Genomic DNA, 15,158 nt, shown 5'->3' with positions numbered 1-15,158 from the left:
CCCGAAGCGATGCGGATGGATGCTGGTGTTCCTCCGCATCCCGATCACGCCGCCAGGCCGGCGCCAGCGCGCCGGCGTCAGCTGCCGCTGGCCGCGCCCGATGCCGGCTTGGCGTCGGTCGCGCCGGTCGCCTTCCTCCAGCTCGCCAGCGTGTTGGCGAACTCGATGACCGCCATCGCGTAGTAGCTGCTCTGGTTGTAGCGGGTCACCGTGTAGAAGTTCTGCGTGCCGGCCACATAGACCGGCGCGGCGCCGCCCATCTGGAGCTCGATCAGCGCCAGCGGCCCGGCGTGCGCGCGGCCTTGCGGCGACAGCTGCGCGCCGACCGATTCGAACTGACGCGCGTCCAGTTGCGGCAGCACGTCGCTGATCAGCAGCTGCGCCCGCGCCGCCGTGTCGTTGGGGACCTGGACTTCGTAATGCGTCGGCATGCCGCGCTGCCAGCCGTGCTCGCGCAGGAAGTTGGCCACCGAGCCGATCGCGTCGACCGGGCTGTTGACCAAGTCCACGTGACCGTCGCCGTCGAAGTCGATCGCGTAGCGGCGCCAGCTGCCCGGCATGAACTGACCCCAGCCGATCGCGCCCGCATACGAGCCCTTCATAGCCATCGGATCCAGGCCGTTCTCACGCGTCAGGATCAGGAACTGACGCAGCTCTTCGCGGAAGAACGGACTGCGGTCGCGCGCGCCGGGCGGCAGCGGCGAGGGGTAGTCGAAGCTCAGCGTCGCCAGCGCGTCCAGCACGCGGAAGCCGCCCATGATGCGGCCGTAGAAGGTCTCCACGCCGATGATGGACGCGATGATCTCCGCCGGCACGCCGTAGGCGGCCTCGGCACGCGCGAGCGCCGCCTCATGCGTCGCCCAGAACGCGAGGCCCGCCTGCAGCCGCTGGGGCTCGACGAAGCGCTGCCGGTACGCGCCCCAGTCCTTCGCCTGTCCCGGCGGCCCCGGCAGGATCAGCCGCTGCACCGTCGGCTGCGGACGCGCCAGCGCCAGCACCGCGCGCAGTTCCTCGCGCCGGTAGCCGAGCGACTCGGCCTGCGCGTCGGCAAAGGCCATCACGTCGGCGCGATCGCCGTATTCGGGCAGCACGGCCGGTTTCTTCGCGGGCTTCTTCGCTGGTCTGGCGGGCTTCGCCTTCGATGCGGCGTGCGGGGCGGCATGAGGCCCGGCCGGTGCCGGCGACTGCGCCATCGCCGGCGTCGCGGCCAGCGCGGCCATCAGCGGCGAGGCGGTCATCGCGGTCTGCAGGAGCGTGCGCAGGAACACACGGCGGGGGGAGGAACTGCGGGTACGACGGAGAGCGGTCATGCGGGCGGTCAAGGGATCAGCGGGCCAGGACTTGCCGGAGCTCGGCGCATTGCGCCGCGAACTGGCGTTGCCATTGTGACGTGGCGGCGACAAGGTCCTGGCGATAGCGCTGCGCTTCCAATTGCAACAGCGAGGCCGCCACGGCCTCGGCCCGCGCGCCGTGGCGTTCGACGAGCGAGGCCGCCCAGCGGCGCGGGGTCTCGTCGTCGCGGGTCGGCAGGCCGAGGCGGTCGAGCTCGCGCCGCACCCGCAGGCGCTGGCGCGACCAGGGATCGTGGGGTCTGCGTTGCCAGGCGGCGACGCCGGCGCCGATCACGGCCGTCGCCGTCAGCAGGGCGCCGGCGACCTGTCCCAGCGTCGACCAGTCGGGGTTGTCGAAGCCGAGCCGCTTGAGCAGGCTCATCTGGTCGCCGGTGGAGAAGTTCAGCACGGTCTGCTGCCAGCGGTTGTTGAGCCGTTCCCAGAAGGCGCGTATGTCGGTCAGCAAGCCGGGCCGCAACTGGTCGAGCGCGCCGGTGAAGAGGCCCGGCTCGGGTCGCAGGGGCCGGCCCTCGATGCGTTCCGGCGAGACCGCCGCGGTCGGGTCGGCGCGCTGCCAGCCGCGCGAAGGCGTCCAGTACTCGGCCCAGGCATGCGCCTGGCTCATGCGCACGATCAGGTCGCCGTCCTGCAGTTTCGGATCGGCGCCCTGGAAGCCGGTGACCACGCGGGCCGGCACGCCTGCCGCGCGCATCAGCACGACGTAGGCGGACGCGAAGTGTTCGCAGAAGCCGAGCTTGCGGTCGAACCAGAATTCGTCGATCGCATCGGGCGTCGTCTCGCCGTAGATACCCGGCGCCAGCGTGTAGCCGAAGCCGTTGCGCCTGATCTGCGTCAGCAGCTCCCGGCTCACGGCCTGGGCGCGGGCGTCCTCGTCCAGCGTGGCGAAACGCTCGTTGAGCGCGGCGCCGTAGGCGCGGGCGCGCGGGTTGACACCCGGCGGAAGACTCAGGGATTCGTTGCGGTCGGCGCGCCCGAGACGCGTGCTCGCGGCCGCGCGCGGCCAGGCCTCATGACGGAAGCGCAGGACCTCGGCCACCGGCAGCGCGACCTGCCACTGGCCCTGCGGCCCGCGGGTCGCGGTCAGGCGTCCGACCGGCAGCCGCGCCCCGGTGCCGCCCGGGCTGAACTCCAGCAGCGGGATCGCGGTCACCCGCAGCGGGTCCATCGTGACCTCGTAGCGGAACACGGGGCCCTCGAGCGCGGGCGCGTCGTCGCCGGGCGCCCAGGTCACACGCGGCGTGGTCCAGGTCTTGCCGTCGAAACGCGTCAGCACCTGCGCGCGGAAGTACAGCTGCGGCTGGGGTGGCGGCGCGCCGTCGAAACGCAGGCGCATGGCGATGGTGTCGTCCACCGCGACGTCCGCGAAGGCGCCGAAGCTCATCGAGTCCGACAGCCCCGTGCGCGCGCCCGAGTCCTTCGGCAGTCCCCACAGCGGCGGGAAACGCGGGAAGAGCAGGAACAGCGCCACCATCACCGGCAGCCCGATCAGCGTGTTGCGGGCGGCGATGCGGGCGGCGAGCTTCAGGCTGGGGACGCCCTGCGGCATCTGCGCCAGCACCAGGGCCGACAGCAGCGCCCAGACGCAGCCGATCATCCAGAGCGCGATCAGCGGCGACTGCGAATACAGGAACTGCGTCAGCACCAGGAAGAAGCCGAGGAAGAAGACGACGAAGGCGTCGCGCCGGGCGCGCAGCTCGAGCGTCTTCAGGGCCATCAGCATCGCCAGCATCGTGATGCCGGCCTCGCGGCCGAGGATGGTCTTGTGCGTCGCGAAGGTCAGCCCGATGACGAGCGCGAGCACGGCCAGCAGGCTCCAGCGACCGGGCAGCGCCTCGCTGCGCCAGGCCAGCCGCGCGCGCCAGCCCAGCATCAGGGCGGTGAGCAGGCTGCACCACCAGGGCAGATGGCCGGCATGCGGGACGAGCGTGGCCGCGATGATCGCGAGCAGGAACAGCGTGTCGCGCGCTTCGCGCGGCAGCGGGCTGCGGTGCTTGATCGAACCGCCGGTGGCGGCGGTGGGGAGGGAGGCGCTCATCGCGTCGGCGTCCGCGTCGCGAGGTGGCGCGGCAGCGGTTCAGGGGCATGAATCGGAAGGACGCAACGTAGCACACCTCGAACCGACTCGCCGGGCAGCGCCGGAGAAACGAGGCGAGATGAGCAACGAGAAAATCTTCGGAAGATTTCAGATCACGGGGAGTGGCATGCGGATCGTTCCTTCCAACGCGGCACGATGCCCTTCTCGCAATGGGCCGCCGAGTTGAGCGAGGAGCCGTCCCGCAGCGGAGAGGAGTGAATCGTGCTTCCCATGGACGGCGAGTCCGATGGCATCGGTCAGTTCAGTGAAGTACACCGGGTCATGGTCGCGAAGCCTCGTGATCGCGTGGGACTTTCGGAAGCCACCGGCACCGAGCAGGCTGAGCAGGATCTGCTGGACCACGTTATGAAGATCGAGGGCAACGGCAGTGCCTTCGACTGGATCGTCACATTGCTTCAAGTCGTCCATGAGACTGGTCAGCACATGACGGAATTCGTTCCGATCCGCGAGAAGCGGCCCTGCCTCGCGGATCCGCGTTGCGGCTTTCTTCAATAGATCGGACCGCAGCGTGGGCTCGGGCAGCACCCGGGACGTCAGCACGATGTCTAGCATCACGTGATTGCGGCCCGTGCGCCCGGCATGGATGAGGCCGTTGAGCGTCTCGATGTCGTAGAGCCAACTGTCGAAGAGCCGTCCCTGCCAGCGCCTGGTCTCGCGAAACGGATGAATGGCTGCGGGGAACACCAGCAACAGGTCGATGTCCGAATGTTCCCGGGCAGAGCCATGGGCCGTGGACCCGAAATGCAACAAGAACTCGAAGCCGGGGTGGTGTGTTTCGGCGAAGGTCAGGATGTCTTGGTTGAGCATGAAGGTCGGATCTGGGTGCGATGGCGTCTCCAAACGTTCCACAACAACCAGGACGACAAAGCGAGCATGAACGTCGCGGCAGCTCGATGGCTGTAGCTGTTGGAGAAGTTGTCGCCGGAGACGATGGGATAGATGGCAAGCCCGTCAAGCGTGCCGCCGAAGAGGGGAACGACAAGAAGGTCGTAGGTCAGGTGCAGGGCCATGGCGCCAAGCAACGACCCGCTCCAGAGGTAGAAGGCGCCGATGAGGATGGCGCCGAAGGCCAGGTGGCTTGCCGTCTGCGCGTTGAGGCGCGGACCGAACATGTGGAGATAGACGAAGATCAGGATCTGCAACAGGAAGGCTGCCGCCCTGCCGATGACTTGCCCCAATCGATCGAGCACAAGGAACCGGCAGATGAGTTCTTCGGCGACTGCTGCATAAAAGGAGAAGCCGAACAGATAGATCCATTGGAGCCCTCGCATGTGAAATGCGCTCCAGTTGATCTGGCCGAACGCCGTCCCGAGCAGCATCGCTGTGACGATGCCGATCGCGATCAGGACGCCGAGAGGCACCGCATGCGATGGGCCTCGACGGCCCCGAAGCACGTCGAAGAACGCCGCACCGAAGAGGGCGCTCATGATCAGCAGGTCTAGGATCGACTTCAGGATCGACGCCGCCAGAGGTACATGAATCGGATTGAGCCGGATGACCACCTCCCAGAACCACACGCTAGACATGTAGGTGACATTGCCAACGAGGTAGAGGCCAATGAGAGCCCGCGCCAGCGCGGACAGTTTCTGTCTGATCAGCATGGCGCGGGCCTCAGCGATTACCAGCCGCCGTACTTCATGGCGTAGTCAAAGCAGGCGATGCTCCACGGTCCGGCCGCCTTGCATTGGGCTCCGTCAAAGTACTGCTGATTGATGATTTCGCCCCAGGAGTTGGTCCCCTCCACCCGCGTTGCTGCGGCATCCCCGCCGGACACCATCTCGAGTTCGTGAAGTTCAAGTTCTTGCAGTTCGAGTTCTTGCAGTTCGAGTTCTTGCATGTCGATTTCCAGGAAGGGCGCATGAAGGGTGGCGCACGAACACCGACGCTGTTTGCGGCCACGTCGACTCGACGAGGCTCGAGCCACAGCGCTGATGCACAGTCTTGCGGGGTCAGGACTTGCTAGCTATGGCTGATGAAGGCCAAATTGCTTGCTGGCCCAACCGGATTGGGTCATTTGCCCCACCGAAATATGCGACTTCAAAGGCGGGAGCCGTGCGCAGGCTGCCGACGCCATCGGGCGTTCCACAACATCCAGATCGACAGGCCCGACATGAAGAGCGCGCTGGCCTGATGGCTGTGGAGTTGAGAGAAGTTGTCGCCGACGACCAGCGGGTAGAGGGCGAGTCCGTCCAACGACGCGCCGAAGGCCAGCGACACCAGCACGTCATAGGCCATGTGCAAGGCCATCGCGCCGAGCAGCGACCGGCTCCACAGGTAGAAGGATCCGATCAGGACGGCGCCGAGCGCGAGGTGGCTTGCCGCGCGCAGGTCGAGTGGGGACGCCAACGTGTGAAGGGTGACGAAGAGCAGGATCTGCAGGGCGAAGGCAGGCATGCGGCCAACGACCTGTCCGAGGCGGTCCAGGACGAGGAATCGGCAGAGGAGTTCTTCGGACACCGCGGCATGGAGTGAAAAGCCGAGGAGGTAGATCCACTGGACCTCGCGGGTGCCGTGCGGGATCCACTGGACCCCGCCGAACATCGCCCCCAGGATCATGGACGCGACGATGCCGATGGCTGTCAACACGCCGAGCGGCACCGGGCGCCGGTCGGCCCTGCAACTGGCCAGTCTCACCAGGAGCACCCGTCCGAAGAGGAGGTAGGCGACGGACAGGTCCAGCAGGGAGGTCAGCACCGACGCGCCCAGGGGCGCATGCATCGGCGGGATCTGGAAGATGTGGAGGCAGACCCACAGGCTCAGCCTGCAGGTGACGTTGCCGAGCAGGTAGAGACCGAGCAGTACCCGCGCCAGGGAGGCGGTGCGTTGACGGAAAGTCATGACGCACAGTCTTGCGGGGTCGGGTCTTGCCGGCTATGGCTGATGAGGGTCAACTTGGCGGCGAATCCCACCGGATTGAGCCAAGTCACCCACTGATTCCTGTGGTTGGGAAGCTGGCCGTTCCGCCGGGGCGGATCCTGGCGCACCTCGGCGCCAGCCGTCAGGACTACTCCTGGATCAGCGTCAACGCTTCCATGCAGATCCGGAAATGTTCCGGCCCGAGGTCCGGCGCGATCGCGATGTCCCGCAGCTTCAGGCCGTACGGCAGGCCTTCTTCCTCGGCCCGCTGCACCCAGGCCGTCAGGCGCGACACGCGTTGCTCGAACGGCAGGCCGCGCGTCGCGGCGAGGTCCAGCCACTGCTCGCTGGCGCGGCTGCCCAGACGCTCGCGCACCAGCAGCGCCGCGCCGCCTCCGCCGCTGCCCGACGGCGGCTGCGGTTGCGCCAGCGCGAGCGCCGATTTCTTCCACAGGATCTGGCGCGGCGAGTCGCCGTGCCGGTACGGCCGCAATCCCGGGTCGTCGCCCAGGCCCGGCTGGCCCTGGCCTTGCGGCAGGCCTTCCTCGACCGCGGCGGCCGGTGGGGCGTCGAGCTCCGGCGTCGGATAGACCCAGGCCTGCGCCGCCGGGCGCCAGTAGCTCCAGGTCACGAACAGCCCGAACGGGAATTGCGATTCGATGCGCAGGCGCGGCAATGCATGCCGGCCCCGGGTCGCGAAGCTCAGCTGCAGGTGGAGCTGCGCATGCCCCTGCGCCGGGACGTCCGCGTAGGCGATGTCCGCCGCCTTGGCGTCGGGCAGCCGCAGGCCGACGCCGAACCGCGCCGCGCCGGTGTTGTGCAGCCGGATGTCCAGCGCCAGGGGTTGGCCGGCGTAGGTCGCGGGCGGCGTCTTCAGGTCCAGCTTCAGGCCGCGCAGGTTGGCGTGCGTCGCGTTCATGGACGCCATGCCCGCGCCCGCCAGCACGAAGGTCAGCAGGTAGCCCAGACTCAGCTGGTCGTTGATCGACGCGAGGAGCAGCACCAGCAGCGTTGCGACGAAGGCGGCGCCCGGGCGGCTCGGGATGATGTACAGGTTGCGCTGCGTCAGCGCCGTCGTGTCGCTGGCCGGGTGGCGGCCCTGCCACCACTTCTCCCAGCGCCGCTGCCACGGCCAGCGCACCGCGGGCAGCTTCAGCGAGGGGAGTTTCCAGGAAGGCACACGCACGACGGTCCAGGGCAGTTCAGGGCAGCGGCACCGCGGCCATCATCGCGCGCACCTGTTCGCGCGCGCCCCGGGCGCTGCCGCCGCGCGGCCGCAGCCGGTGCGCGATGGTCTGCGGCAGGATCGCCTGCACGTCATCCGGGGAGACGTAGTCGCGTCCGCTCAGCAGCGCCTTCGCCCGCGCCGCGCGCAGCAGCGCCAGGCCGGCGCGCGGGCTCAGGCCCTCCTGGAACCATTCGCCGGAACGCGTCGCCTCCAGCAGCGCCTGCAGGTAGTCCAGCAGCGCCGGCGAGACATGGATCGCCAGCACCGCGCGCTGCAGTTCGCGCAGCTGGTCCGGCGTCATCACCGGCTTGAGCGCGCGCAGCAGCTCGCGGCTGTCGCCGCCCATCAGCAGCTCGCGCTCGGCCTGGCGGTCCGGATAACCCAGGCTGATGCACATCAGGAAACGGTCCAGCTGCGACTCCGGCAACGGGTGCGTGCCGAGCTGCTCGCTGGGGTTCTGCGTCGCGATGACGAAGAAGGGCAGCGGCAGCGGATGCGTCGTGCCGTCGACGCTGACCTGGTACTCCTCCATCGCCTCGAGCAGCGCGCTCTGCGTCTTCGGGCCGGCGCGGTTGATCTCGTCGGCCAGCAGCACCTGGCTGAACACCGGCCCCGGGTGGAACTGGAAGGCGCTACCGCCGGCCGCCTGCGCGCCGGGCTGGAAGATGTTGACGCCCAGCAGGTCCGAGGGCATCAGGTCGGTGGTGAACTGGACCCGCGAGAAGCGCAGCCCCAGCGAGATCGACAGCACATGCGCCAGCGTCGTCTTGCCGACGCCGGGCAGGTCCTCGATGAGCAGGTGGCCGCCGGCCAGCAGGCAGGCCAGACAGTCCTCCGTCTGCGCCTGTTTGCCCTTGATGATCGTGCTAATCTGCCGACGCAGGTCGGTCAGCGGCTGGGAGGCGAGGGTCGGCGCGTCGGAACTCATCGGCGCACGATATCGCAGAATCCGTTCGCTCCGACGAAGCGCCGCACATGTCCCGACCGTGCCTCGTCCGGGTCCCGACCGTGCAAGCGCCGACCATGAGCCGACCATGATCCGACCATGAGCACCGCCTTCATCAGCCACCCCGACTGTCATCGTCACGACATGGGCGCCGGTCACCCGGAATGCCCGCAGCGCCTGGGCGCGATCGAGGACTGGCTGATTGCGCACGGCGTCGACGTCGCGCTCGACCGTCATGAAGCGCCGCGCGCCGAGCTCAAGTCGCTGGAGCGCGCGCACTCCGCCCGTTACGTCGCCGAGCTGAAGGCGGAACTCGAGGCGCTCGAGCTGCAGGCGAAGCAGGGCGTGCCCAATCCGATGAAGGCGTTCGATCCCGACACCTGCGCCAACGCGTTCACCTGGTCCGCGGCGCTGCGCGCGGCGGGCGCGGCGGTGCAGGCGACCGACCTGGTCGTCGACGGCCGCGCGGAGAACGCCTTCTGCGCGGTCCGCCCGCCCGGTCACCACGCGACGCGCGACCAGACGATGGGCTTCTGCTTCTTCAACAACGTGGCCGTCGCCGCGCGGCATGCGCTGGACGTGCGCGGCCTGGACCGCGTGGCGGTCATCGACTTCGACGTCCACCACGGCAACGGCACCGAGGACATCCTGGCCGGCGACGATCGCGTGCTGATGGTCAGCATCTTCCAGGACCCGCTGTATCCGTACTCCGGCACCGAGCCCAAGGGCGCGAACATGCTCAACGTGCCGGTGCCGCCGTACACGCGCGGCGCCGAGGTGCGCGAGATGATCGAGTCGCTCTGGATGCCGGCGCTGGAACGTTTCAAGCCGCAGATGATTTTCGTCTCGGCCGGTTTCGATGCGCACCGCGACGACGAGCTGGCGCAGCTCGGCCTGGTCGAGGCGGACTACGAATGGATCACGCTGCGCATCATGGACGTGGCCCGGCGCCACGCGAAGGGCCGCATCGTGTCCTGCCTGGAGGGCGGCTACGACCTGGGCGCGCTGGCGCGCAGCGTCGGCGTGCACCTGCGGACGCTGGCCGGCATCTGAGCCGCTGATGCCGCTGACGCCGTCGTCGCCGCCGTTCCCGCTGTTGCCGATGCCGCCATCACCGCGCCTGCGCCCTGTCGATGCCAGCCCCTTGCCGCATCCTTCCGTCGCACCCGCCGTGTCCTCGCGGCCACCAAGATTCCTCTTCGACTGAACGACCCGGCCCGCGCCGGATGCCGACTTGATCTCCTCCTTGAACGCTACCTTGGGTACCACCTCTTCCTTGAACCACACGCTGAGCCTGCGGGAACTCGAATCGCTGCTCACGATGCTGGCGCGCCCGCAGGCGCTGATCGAGTTCGGCCTCGTGCTGGCCTGCCTGGCGCTGTCCTGGCTGATCGTCTACCGCATCAGCAAGCATGTGACGACGGCGCCGGGTCATCACTCGGTGCTGCTGGGTCACCGCGTCTTCGACGGTGTCCTGTTCCCGGTCATCGCGCTGCTGCTGGCGCTGGGCGCGCGACGGGTGATGCCGCTGCTCGGCGAGCCGGTGGCGCTGTTCCGCGTCGTGATCCCGGTGCTGCTGTCGCTGGTGGTGATCCGGCTCGTCGCGCGCGTGCTGCGGGCGACGATGCCCGATTCCATCGGCATCAAGCTGCTGGAGCGCAGCGTGTCGTGGGTCGCGTGGCTGGGCTCGATCCTGTGGATCGTCGGCGTGCTGCCGATCCTGATGGACGAGCTCGACGACTACAAGCCGAAGTTCCTGCCGAAGAACGCCAACGGCCAGTCCACGAGCGTCTATGACCTGCTGGTCGGCGCGCTGCAGGTGGGCGCGGTCATGCTGGTCGTGCTGTGGCTGTCGTCCGCCGTCGAGTCGCGGCTGCTGCGCGGCAAGTCGGTCCTCGACCTGTCGATGCGCAAGATCGCGGTCAACCTGACGCGGACGGCCCTGCTGGTGGTCGGCGCCATGGTGGCGCTGAACATGGTGGGCCTGAACCTGAGCGCGCTGTCCTGGCTGGGCGGCGCGGTCGGCGTGGGCCTGGGCTTCGGCCTGCAGAAGATCGCGGCGAACTACGTCTCCGGTTTCATGATCCTGGCCGAGCGTTCGCTGCGGATCGGCGACATGGTGAAGGTCGACAACTTCGAAGGCCGCATCAGCGACATCAAGACGCGCTACACGGTGATCCGCGCGCTCAACGGCCGCGAGGCGATCGTGCCCAACGAGTCGCTGATCACCACGCGGGTCGAGAACCTCTCGCTCGCCGACCCGCAGGTGAACGTGTCGACGGTGGTGCAGGTCGCCTACGGCACCGACGTGGATGCGCTGTTCCCGCAGCTGATCGAGGAAGTGAAGCGCGTCCCGCGCGTGCTGTCCGAGCCGGCGCCGTCGGTGTCGCTGAGCAACTTCGCCGCCGACGGACTGGAGCTGACGATCGGCTTCTGGATCTCCGATCCGCACAACGGGCAGGGCGGGGTGCGCTCGGACGTGAACCTCGCGATCCTGCGCTTGCTGAACCGGTTGGAGATCGACATCCCGTTCCCACAGCGGGTGGTGCGGACGGTGGTCGAAGGCGCCGCGGGAGCGGCCGCGCCCGGTTCGGCACCGGACGCAACACCGGGTGCGGTAGCGGGGACGGTGGCGGGCTCAGCGCCCGCCGTTTGACGCGACCTGCGTCCCGCGCTGCGCCAGATAGCTGTGCAGCGCTGCGAGGTCGTCGTCGGTGAGCTCGCGCAGCGATTCGAAGGGCATCACCGCGATGGACGAACCATCCGGTCGCTGGCCACTGCGCATCATGCGGGCGAAGGTCGCCGCGTCGCCGTAGCGTGAGGCCATGGGCCCGGAGGCGTCGGCGAGATTGGCCGCCTCCGGCCACGACGGCGGCGCGCCGGGAATGCGGCCGCCCTGCAATTGATCCCCGTGGCAGCCGATGCACATCGCCGCGAGATAGCGCCCGTGCGAGACCGTGCGCCCCGCGGGGACCGGCGCCTCCGGCGCCAGCGTGTGATCGATGCGCGAGGCCGCGTCCGGAATCTGCCCGAGGCCGTAGAGCACCCGCACCGGCAGCGGCAACTGCATCTCCGCCGGCCCGCCGCGCGCCTGCGGCATCGAGCGGATGTAGGCCACCAGCGCGCCGACGTCCTCATCCGTGAGCCGGTTGTAGTCCTGGCTCGGCATGATCAGCAGCGGCGTGCCGTCGGGCTTCACGCCGTGCCGCAGCGTGCGCTCCCAGTCGGCCGGCGTGTAGCCCATCGTGACGCTGCCGGGACCGGTCGTCAGGTTGGGACCCGCGACGCGCATGCCGTCGGCATCGATGAAACGGCGCCCGGCGGCGTTGGCGCCGTGGCAGTCGACGCAGCCGCGCGTCGCGTACAGGTAGCGGCCGCGTTCGAGGCTGACCGTGTCCACCGGAATGGGCACGTTCCGCGACGCGACCTCGATGCGGCGGTTCATCTTCGTGTCGGCCATGTGCACGGCGGCCAGCGCGCCCGCGCCGGCCAGGAAGGCCAAGGTGGCGAGGCCGGTCAGGCCTCGCTGGATCCATCGATTCATCACTCTCACTCCCGAAACTCTCATCCGATGCGCGTGGGTCGCGCGCCTGCGGGCCGCCATCGGTCGGCGCACAAGCACGATGCCCACGGCCTTCTGCAGCTTTCTGCGGCTTCGTCGGCTGGCTCAAGGGCACGGCGGCGGATTCTGGGAGTGGGGCTGCGCCGCACCATCGCGGCTGCGATGAAATGCGCGTGAGGCGCGATCAGACGCGATCGGCGGCGATGAACGGGGAGGTGAGTGTGGGTTAACCCTTGAACTAGGGGAGGGGCTACGCCGCGGTGAAACGGATCACCCGATGGGAGGCTGGTTTCTCACGGAGGCGGACGGTGGAGAGTCCTTCCGGAGCGGCTTGCCACCGCGCGCGGCCGAGCATCGCGAGGTCGTCGTAGCCGCCCAGCCGCTCGAAGCGCTCGAACACGAACGGCAAGCCTTCCCCAGTGTTCGGTGCGCCTTCGTCGCCGAGATGCAGATGCAGGTGAGGGCCGGTGGAGTCGCCGGTGAATCCCAGCTCGCCCAGCACCTGGCCCCTGCGCACGCGGTCGCCGGGGCGGACGGTCAGGCTGCCTGGGCGCAGGTGCTCGTAGAGGACGTGCCCCCGGTCCGCCAGCGAGAGGATGACATGGTTGCCCGGCGCATCGATCAGCGGATGACGGCGGTTGGCGGCGATCGATGGTGCCTCGGCCATGTCGTTCCGCGTGGCGCTCACGATGCCGTCCGCGACGGCCAGCACCGGGGCGCCGTAGCCGAAGTGGTTGCTGGGGCGATCGGCATCCCCCCGCGCGATGCGGCCGTCCGCGTCCACCTGGACGAAGTCGATGGCATGCCGGCCGGGAATCGTCCAACGACCCGCCTGCTGGAATCCGACGCGTCGGTGACCGCGCGCCCAGCTGGGATCGTGGATCGCGACCCAGAGGCCCTTTCCGAGAGGAGGACCGAAGGCCGTCGCACCGTGCGCGGAGATAACGAGCGCATCGCCCCGGACCTCGCGGTCCGGACCCCACGCGAGGACTGGCAACAGGCGGGGTGGCAGCGGCCGGTCCGGTCGCGAACGCAACTCCACATGAATGAGGAGCCGGTCCTCGTCGATGCGCGCGAGACGTCGCGTGAGCGCCTCGTCCTGAAACTCTGCGAAGGTGTCGCCGCGATCGGCGTCGAGCAGCCGCAGCGCCGTCGGTGGGAGCTCGCCGGCGGGACAAGCGAGATGGATTTCTCCGACGAGCTCGTCCATGTCTTCCACGCGCACGGGCCCACCGGGCGCGATCAGCCGTGGGCGGGCGAGCGGCATCGCCGACGAAGCGTCGACAGTTGCCGTCGTTGCCATCACGGACGTCAGCGGCGCGGCGAGCATCGCCATCGCGACGCCCGTGAAGGTTCGGCGCGGAAGGCGCGCCAGCCCGTCGATGTGATCGTTCATGCCCGCAGTGATACGCGCGATGGGCGCACGGCGCGAAGTGTCGGAAGGCATCGCCAATGAAAAAGACCACCCGAGGGTGGTCTTGTCGTTCGTGATCGCGACGCTGGCGATCGCGAGGGGCAGGGCGTTCAGCCTGCCGCCACCGGGATCTTGATCGGCTTGCCCGCGGCGATGCGCTGCTGCCACTCGGCCGGGCCGGTGATGTGGGCGCTGGTGCCGCCGGCGTCGACGGCCACCGTCACCGGCATGTCGACCACGTCGAACTCGTAGATCGCTTCCATGCCCAGGTCCTCGAAGCCGACGACCTTGGCGTGCTTGATCGCCTTCGACACCAGGTAGGCCGAGCCGCCCACCGCCATCAGGTAGGCCGACTTGTGGTTCTTGATCGACTCGATCGCGACCGGGCCGCGCTCGGCCTTGCCGATCATCGCGATCAGGCCGGTCTTCTCCAGCATCATGTCGGTGAACTTGTCCATGCGGGTCGCGGTCGTCGGACCGGCCGGTCCCACGACTTCATCGCGCACTGGATCGACCGGGCCGACGTAGTAGATGACGCGGTTGGTGAAGTCCACCGGCAGCGATTCGCCCTTGGCCAGCATGTCCTGGATGCGCTTGTGCGCGGCATCGCGGCCCGTGAGCATCTTGCCGTTGAGCAGCAGCGTGTCGCCCGGCTTCCAGCTGGCGACTTCGTCCTTGGTCAGCGTGTTCAGGTCGACGCGCTTGCTCTTGTTGTAGTCCGGCGCCCACTTCACGTCCGGCCAGAGGTCCAGGCTCGGCGGCGTGAGGTAGCTCGGTCCCGAACCGTCGAGCACGAAGTGCGCGTGGCGCGTGGCCGCGCAGTTCGGGATCATCGCGATCGGCTTGGAGGCCGCGTGCGTCGGGTAGGTCTTGATCTTGACGTCCAGCACGGTGGTCAGGCCGCCCAGGCCCTGCGCGCCGATGCCCAGCGCGTTGACCTTCTCGTACAGCTCGATGCGCAGCTCCTCGAGCTTGTCCTTCGGACCGCGCTCCAGCAGCTCGTACATGTCGATGTCGTCCATCAGGGCTTCCTTGGCCAGCAGCGCGGCCTTCTCGGCCGTGCCACCGACGCCGATGCCCAGCATGCCCGGCGGGCACCAGCCCGCGCCCATGGTCGGGACGGTCTTGAGCACCCAGTCGACGATGTTGTCGCTCGGGTTGAGCATGTAGACCTTGCTCTTGTTCTCCGAGCCGCCGCCCTTGGCCGCGACGATCACGTCGACGGTGTTGCCGGGCACGACCTCCATGAAGATCACCGCGGGCGTGTTGTCCTTGGTGTTCTTGCGCTCGAAGATCGGATCGCTGAGCACCGAGCCGCGCAGCTTGTTGTCCGGGTGGTTGTAGGCCTGACGAACGCCTTCGTTGACGGCGTCCTGGATGGAGCCGGGGAAGTCGCTCCAGCGCACGTCCATGCCGATCTTCAGGAACACGTTGACGATGCCGGTGTCCTGGCAGATCGGACGGCGGCCTTCGGCGCACATCTTCGAATTGGTCAGGATCTGCGCGATCGCGTCCTTGGCGGCCACGCTCTGCTCGCGTTCATAGGCGCGCGCCAGATGCTGGATGTAGTCGGCCGGGTGGTAGTAGCTGATGTACTGCAGCGCGGCGGCGACGCTTTCGACGAGGTCGGCGTAGCGGATGGTGGTCATGGTCGTGGACAGGCTGGTCACGGGAGACCGCGATTATCCTTTTTCTCCCGTTACCC

At 68.5% G+C, this 15,158-nt stretch carries 13 protein-coding genes; 2 read left to right on the top strand and 11 right to left on the bottom strand.

Annotated elements, in window-relative coordinates; all coding sequences use genetic code 11:
* Nucleotides 1–77 precede the first annotated feature (77 nt).
* The 8 genes from mltB to AC07OZ_RS15970 form a co-directional block, all read right to left on the bottom strand.
* A complete protein-coding gene (gene mltB, locus AC07OZ_RS16005) occupies nucleotides 78–1,310 on the bottom strand; it encodes a lytic murein transglycosylase B (RefSeq protein WP_495468082.1) in 1,233 nt (410 codons plus the stop codon).
* A gap of 16 nt (nucleotides 1,311–1,326) precedes the next feature.
* Complete coding sequence (locus AC07OZ_RS16000; RefSeq protein WP_495468081.1) at nucleotides 1,327–3,387, bottom strand: transglutaminase TgpA family protein; 2,061 nt, start codon at nucleotides 3,385–3,387, stop codon at nucleotides 1,327–1,329.
* Nucleotides 3,388–3,534: 147 nt separating this feature from the next.
* The gene (locus AC07OZ_RS15995) at nucleotides 3,535–4,254 is read right to left on the bottom strand and encodes a nucleotidyltransferase domain-containing protein (protein ID WP_495468080.1); all 720 of its coding nucleotides are present in this window, start codon (nucleotides 4,252–4,254) and stop codon (nucleotides 3,535–3,537) included.
* Entirely contained in the window at nucleotides 4,233–5,048 is an 816-nt protein-coding gene (locus tag AC07OZ_RS15990; RefSeq protein WP_495468079.1) for a CPBP family intramembrane glutamic endopeptidase, read from the bottom strand. Before AC07OZ_RS15990 ends, AC07OZ_RS15995 begins: the two co-directional genes overlap by 22 nt.
* Before the next feature lie 17 nt (nucleotides 5,049–5,065).
* Nucleotides 5,066–5,284 (bottom strand): hypothetical protein, encoded by a 219-nt coding sequence (locus AC07OZ_RS15985; RefSeq protein ID WP_495468078.1) that lies wholly within the window; start codon nucleotides 5,282–5,284, stop codon nucleotides 5,066–5,068.
* 200 nt (nucleotides 5,285–5,484) lie between these two features.
* Nucleotides 5,485–6,285: a CPBP family intramembrane glutamic endopeptidase gene (locus AC07OZ_RS15980; RefSeq protein WP_495468077.1), complete on the bottom strand. Its 801-nt coding sequence runs from the start codon at nucleotides 6,283–6,285 to the stop codon at nucleotides 5,485–5,487.
* A gap of 166 nt (nucleotides 6,286–6,451) precedes the next feature.
* Nucleotides 6,452–7,489, bottom strand: coding sequence for a DUF58 domain-containing protein (locus AC07OZ_RS15975; RefSeq protein WP_495468076.1), 1,038 nt, complete (start codon nucleotides 7,487–7,489; stop codon nucleotides 6,452–6,454).
* A 16-nt stretch (nucleotides 7,490–7,505) separates the two neighbouring features.
* Complete coding sequence (locus tag AC07OZ_RS15970) at nucleotides 7,506–8,459, bottom strand: AAA family ATPase (RefSeq protein ID WP_495468075.1); 954 nt, start codon at nucleotides 8,457–8,459, stop codon at nucleotides 7,506–7,508.
* Nucleotides 8,460–8,576: 117 nt separating this feature from the next.
* On the opposite strand from AC07OZ_RS15970, the gene AC07OZ_RS15965 reads away from it, so the two are divergent.
* Nucleotides 8,577–9,530: a histone deacetylase family protein gene (locus tag AC07OZ_RS15965; RefSeq protein WP_495468074.1), complete on the top strand. Its 954-nt coding sequence runs from the start codon at nucleotides 8,577–8,579 to the stop codon at nucleotides 9,528–9,530.
* A gap of 205 nt (nucleotides 9,531–9,735) precedes the next feature.
* On the top strand, nucleotides 9,736–11,133 hold the full coding sequence (locus AC07OZ_RS15960) for a mechanosensitive ion channel family protein (protein ID WP_495468073.1): 1,398 nt from the start codon (nucleotides 9,736–9,738) through the stop codon (nucleotides 11,131–11,133).
* On the opposite strand, the gene AC07OZ_RS15955 is transcribed toward AC07OZ_RS15960, so the two are convergent.
* The 3 genes from AC07OZ_RS15955 to AC07OZ_RS15945 form a co-directional block, all read right to left on the bottom strand.
* Nucleotides 11,116–12,021, bottom strand: coding sequence for a c-type cytochrome (locus AC07OZ_RS15955; RefSeq protein WP_495468072.1), 906 nt, complete (start codon nucleotides 12,019–12,021; stop codon nucleotides 11,116–11,118). The genes AC07OZ_RS15960 and AC07OZ_RS15955 overlap by 18 nt on opposite strands.
* Before the next feature lie 268 nt (nucleotides 12,022–12,289).
* Nucleotides 12,290–13,435 (bottom strand): M23 family metallopeptidase, encoded by a 1,146-nt coding sequence (locus AC07OZ_RS15950; protein WP_495468071.1) that lies wholly within the window; start codon nucleotides 13,433–13,435, stop codon nucleotides 12,290–12,292.
* A gap of 128 nt (nucleotides 13,436–13,563) precedes the next feature.
* Nucleotides 13,564–15,102: a fumarate hydratase gene (locus AC07OZ_RS15945; protein ID WP_495468544.1), complete on the bottom strand. Its 1,539-nt coding sequence runs from the start codon at nucleotides 15,100–15,102 to the stop codon at nucleotides 13,564–13,566.
* Nucleotides 15,103–15,158: the final 56 nt, after the last annotated feature.

The organism is Roseateles sp. GW821-FHT09G03 (genome assembly GCF_059416045.1).
This window is presented reverse-complemented; position numbering and strand designations above follow the sequence as displayed.

Bases quoted from the DNA above. Each gene is read 5' to 3' on its own strand.
- mltB (WP_495468082.1), bottom strand. From the start codon at position 1,310: ATGACCGCTCTCCGTCGTACCCGCAGTTCCTCCCCCCGCCGTGTGTTC.
- AC07OZ_RS16000 (WP_495468081.1), bottom strand. From the start codon at position 3,387: ATGAGCGCCTCCCTCCCCACCGCCGCCACCGGCGGTTCGATCAAGCAC.
- AC07OZ_RS15995 (WP_495468080.1), bottom strand. From the start codon at position 4,254: ATGCTCAACCAAGACATCCTGACCTTCGCCGAAACACACCACCCCGGC.
- AC07OZ_RS15990 (WP_495468079.1), bottom strand. From the start codon at position 5,048: ATGCTGATCAGACAGAAACTGTCCGCGCTGGCGCGGGCTCTCATTGGC.
- AC07OZ_RS15985 (WP_495468078.1), bottom strand. From the start codon at position 5,284: ATGCAAGAACTCGAACTGCAAGAACTCGAACTGCAAGAACTTGAACTT.
- AC07OZ_RS15980 (WP_495468077.1), bottom strand. From the start codon at position 6,285: ATGACTTTCCGTCAACGCACCGCCTCCCTGGCGCGGGTACTGCTCGGT.
- AC07OZ_RS15970 (WP_495468075.1), bottom strand. From the start codon at position 8,459: ATGAGTTCCGACGCGCCGACCCTCGCCTCCCAGCCGCTGACCGACCTG.
- AC07OZ_RS15965 (WP_495468074.1), top strand. From the start codon at position 8,577: ATGAGCACCGCCTTCATCAGCCACCCCGACTGTCATCGTCACGACATG.
- AC07OZ_RS15955 (WP_495468072.1), bottom strand. From the start codon at position 12,021: ATGAATCGATGGATCCAGCGAGGCCTGACCGGCCTCGCCACCTTGGCC.
- AC07OZ_RS15950 (WP_495468071.1), bottom strand. From the start codon at position 13,435: ATGAACGATCACATCGACGGGCTGGCGCGCCTTCCGCGCCGAACCTTC.
- AC07OZ_RS15945 (WP_495468544.1), bottom strand. From the start codon at position 15,102: ATGACCACCATCCGCTACGCCGACCTCGTCGAAAGCGTCGCCGCCGCG.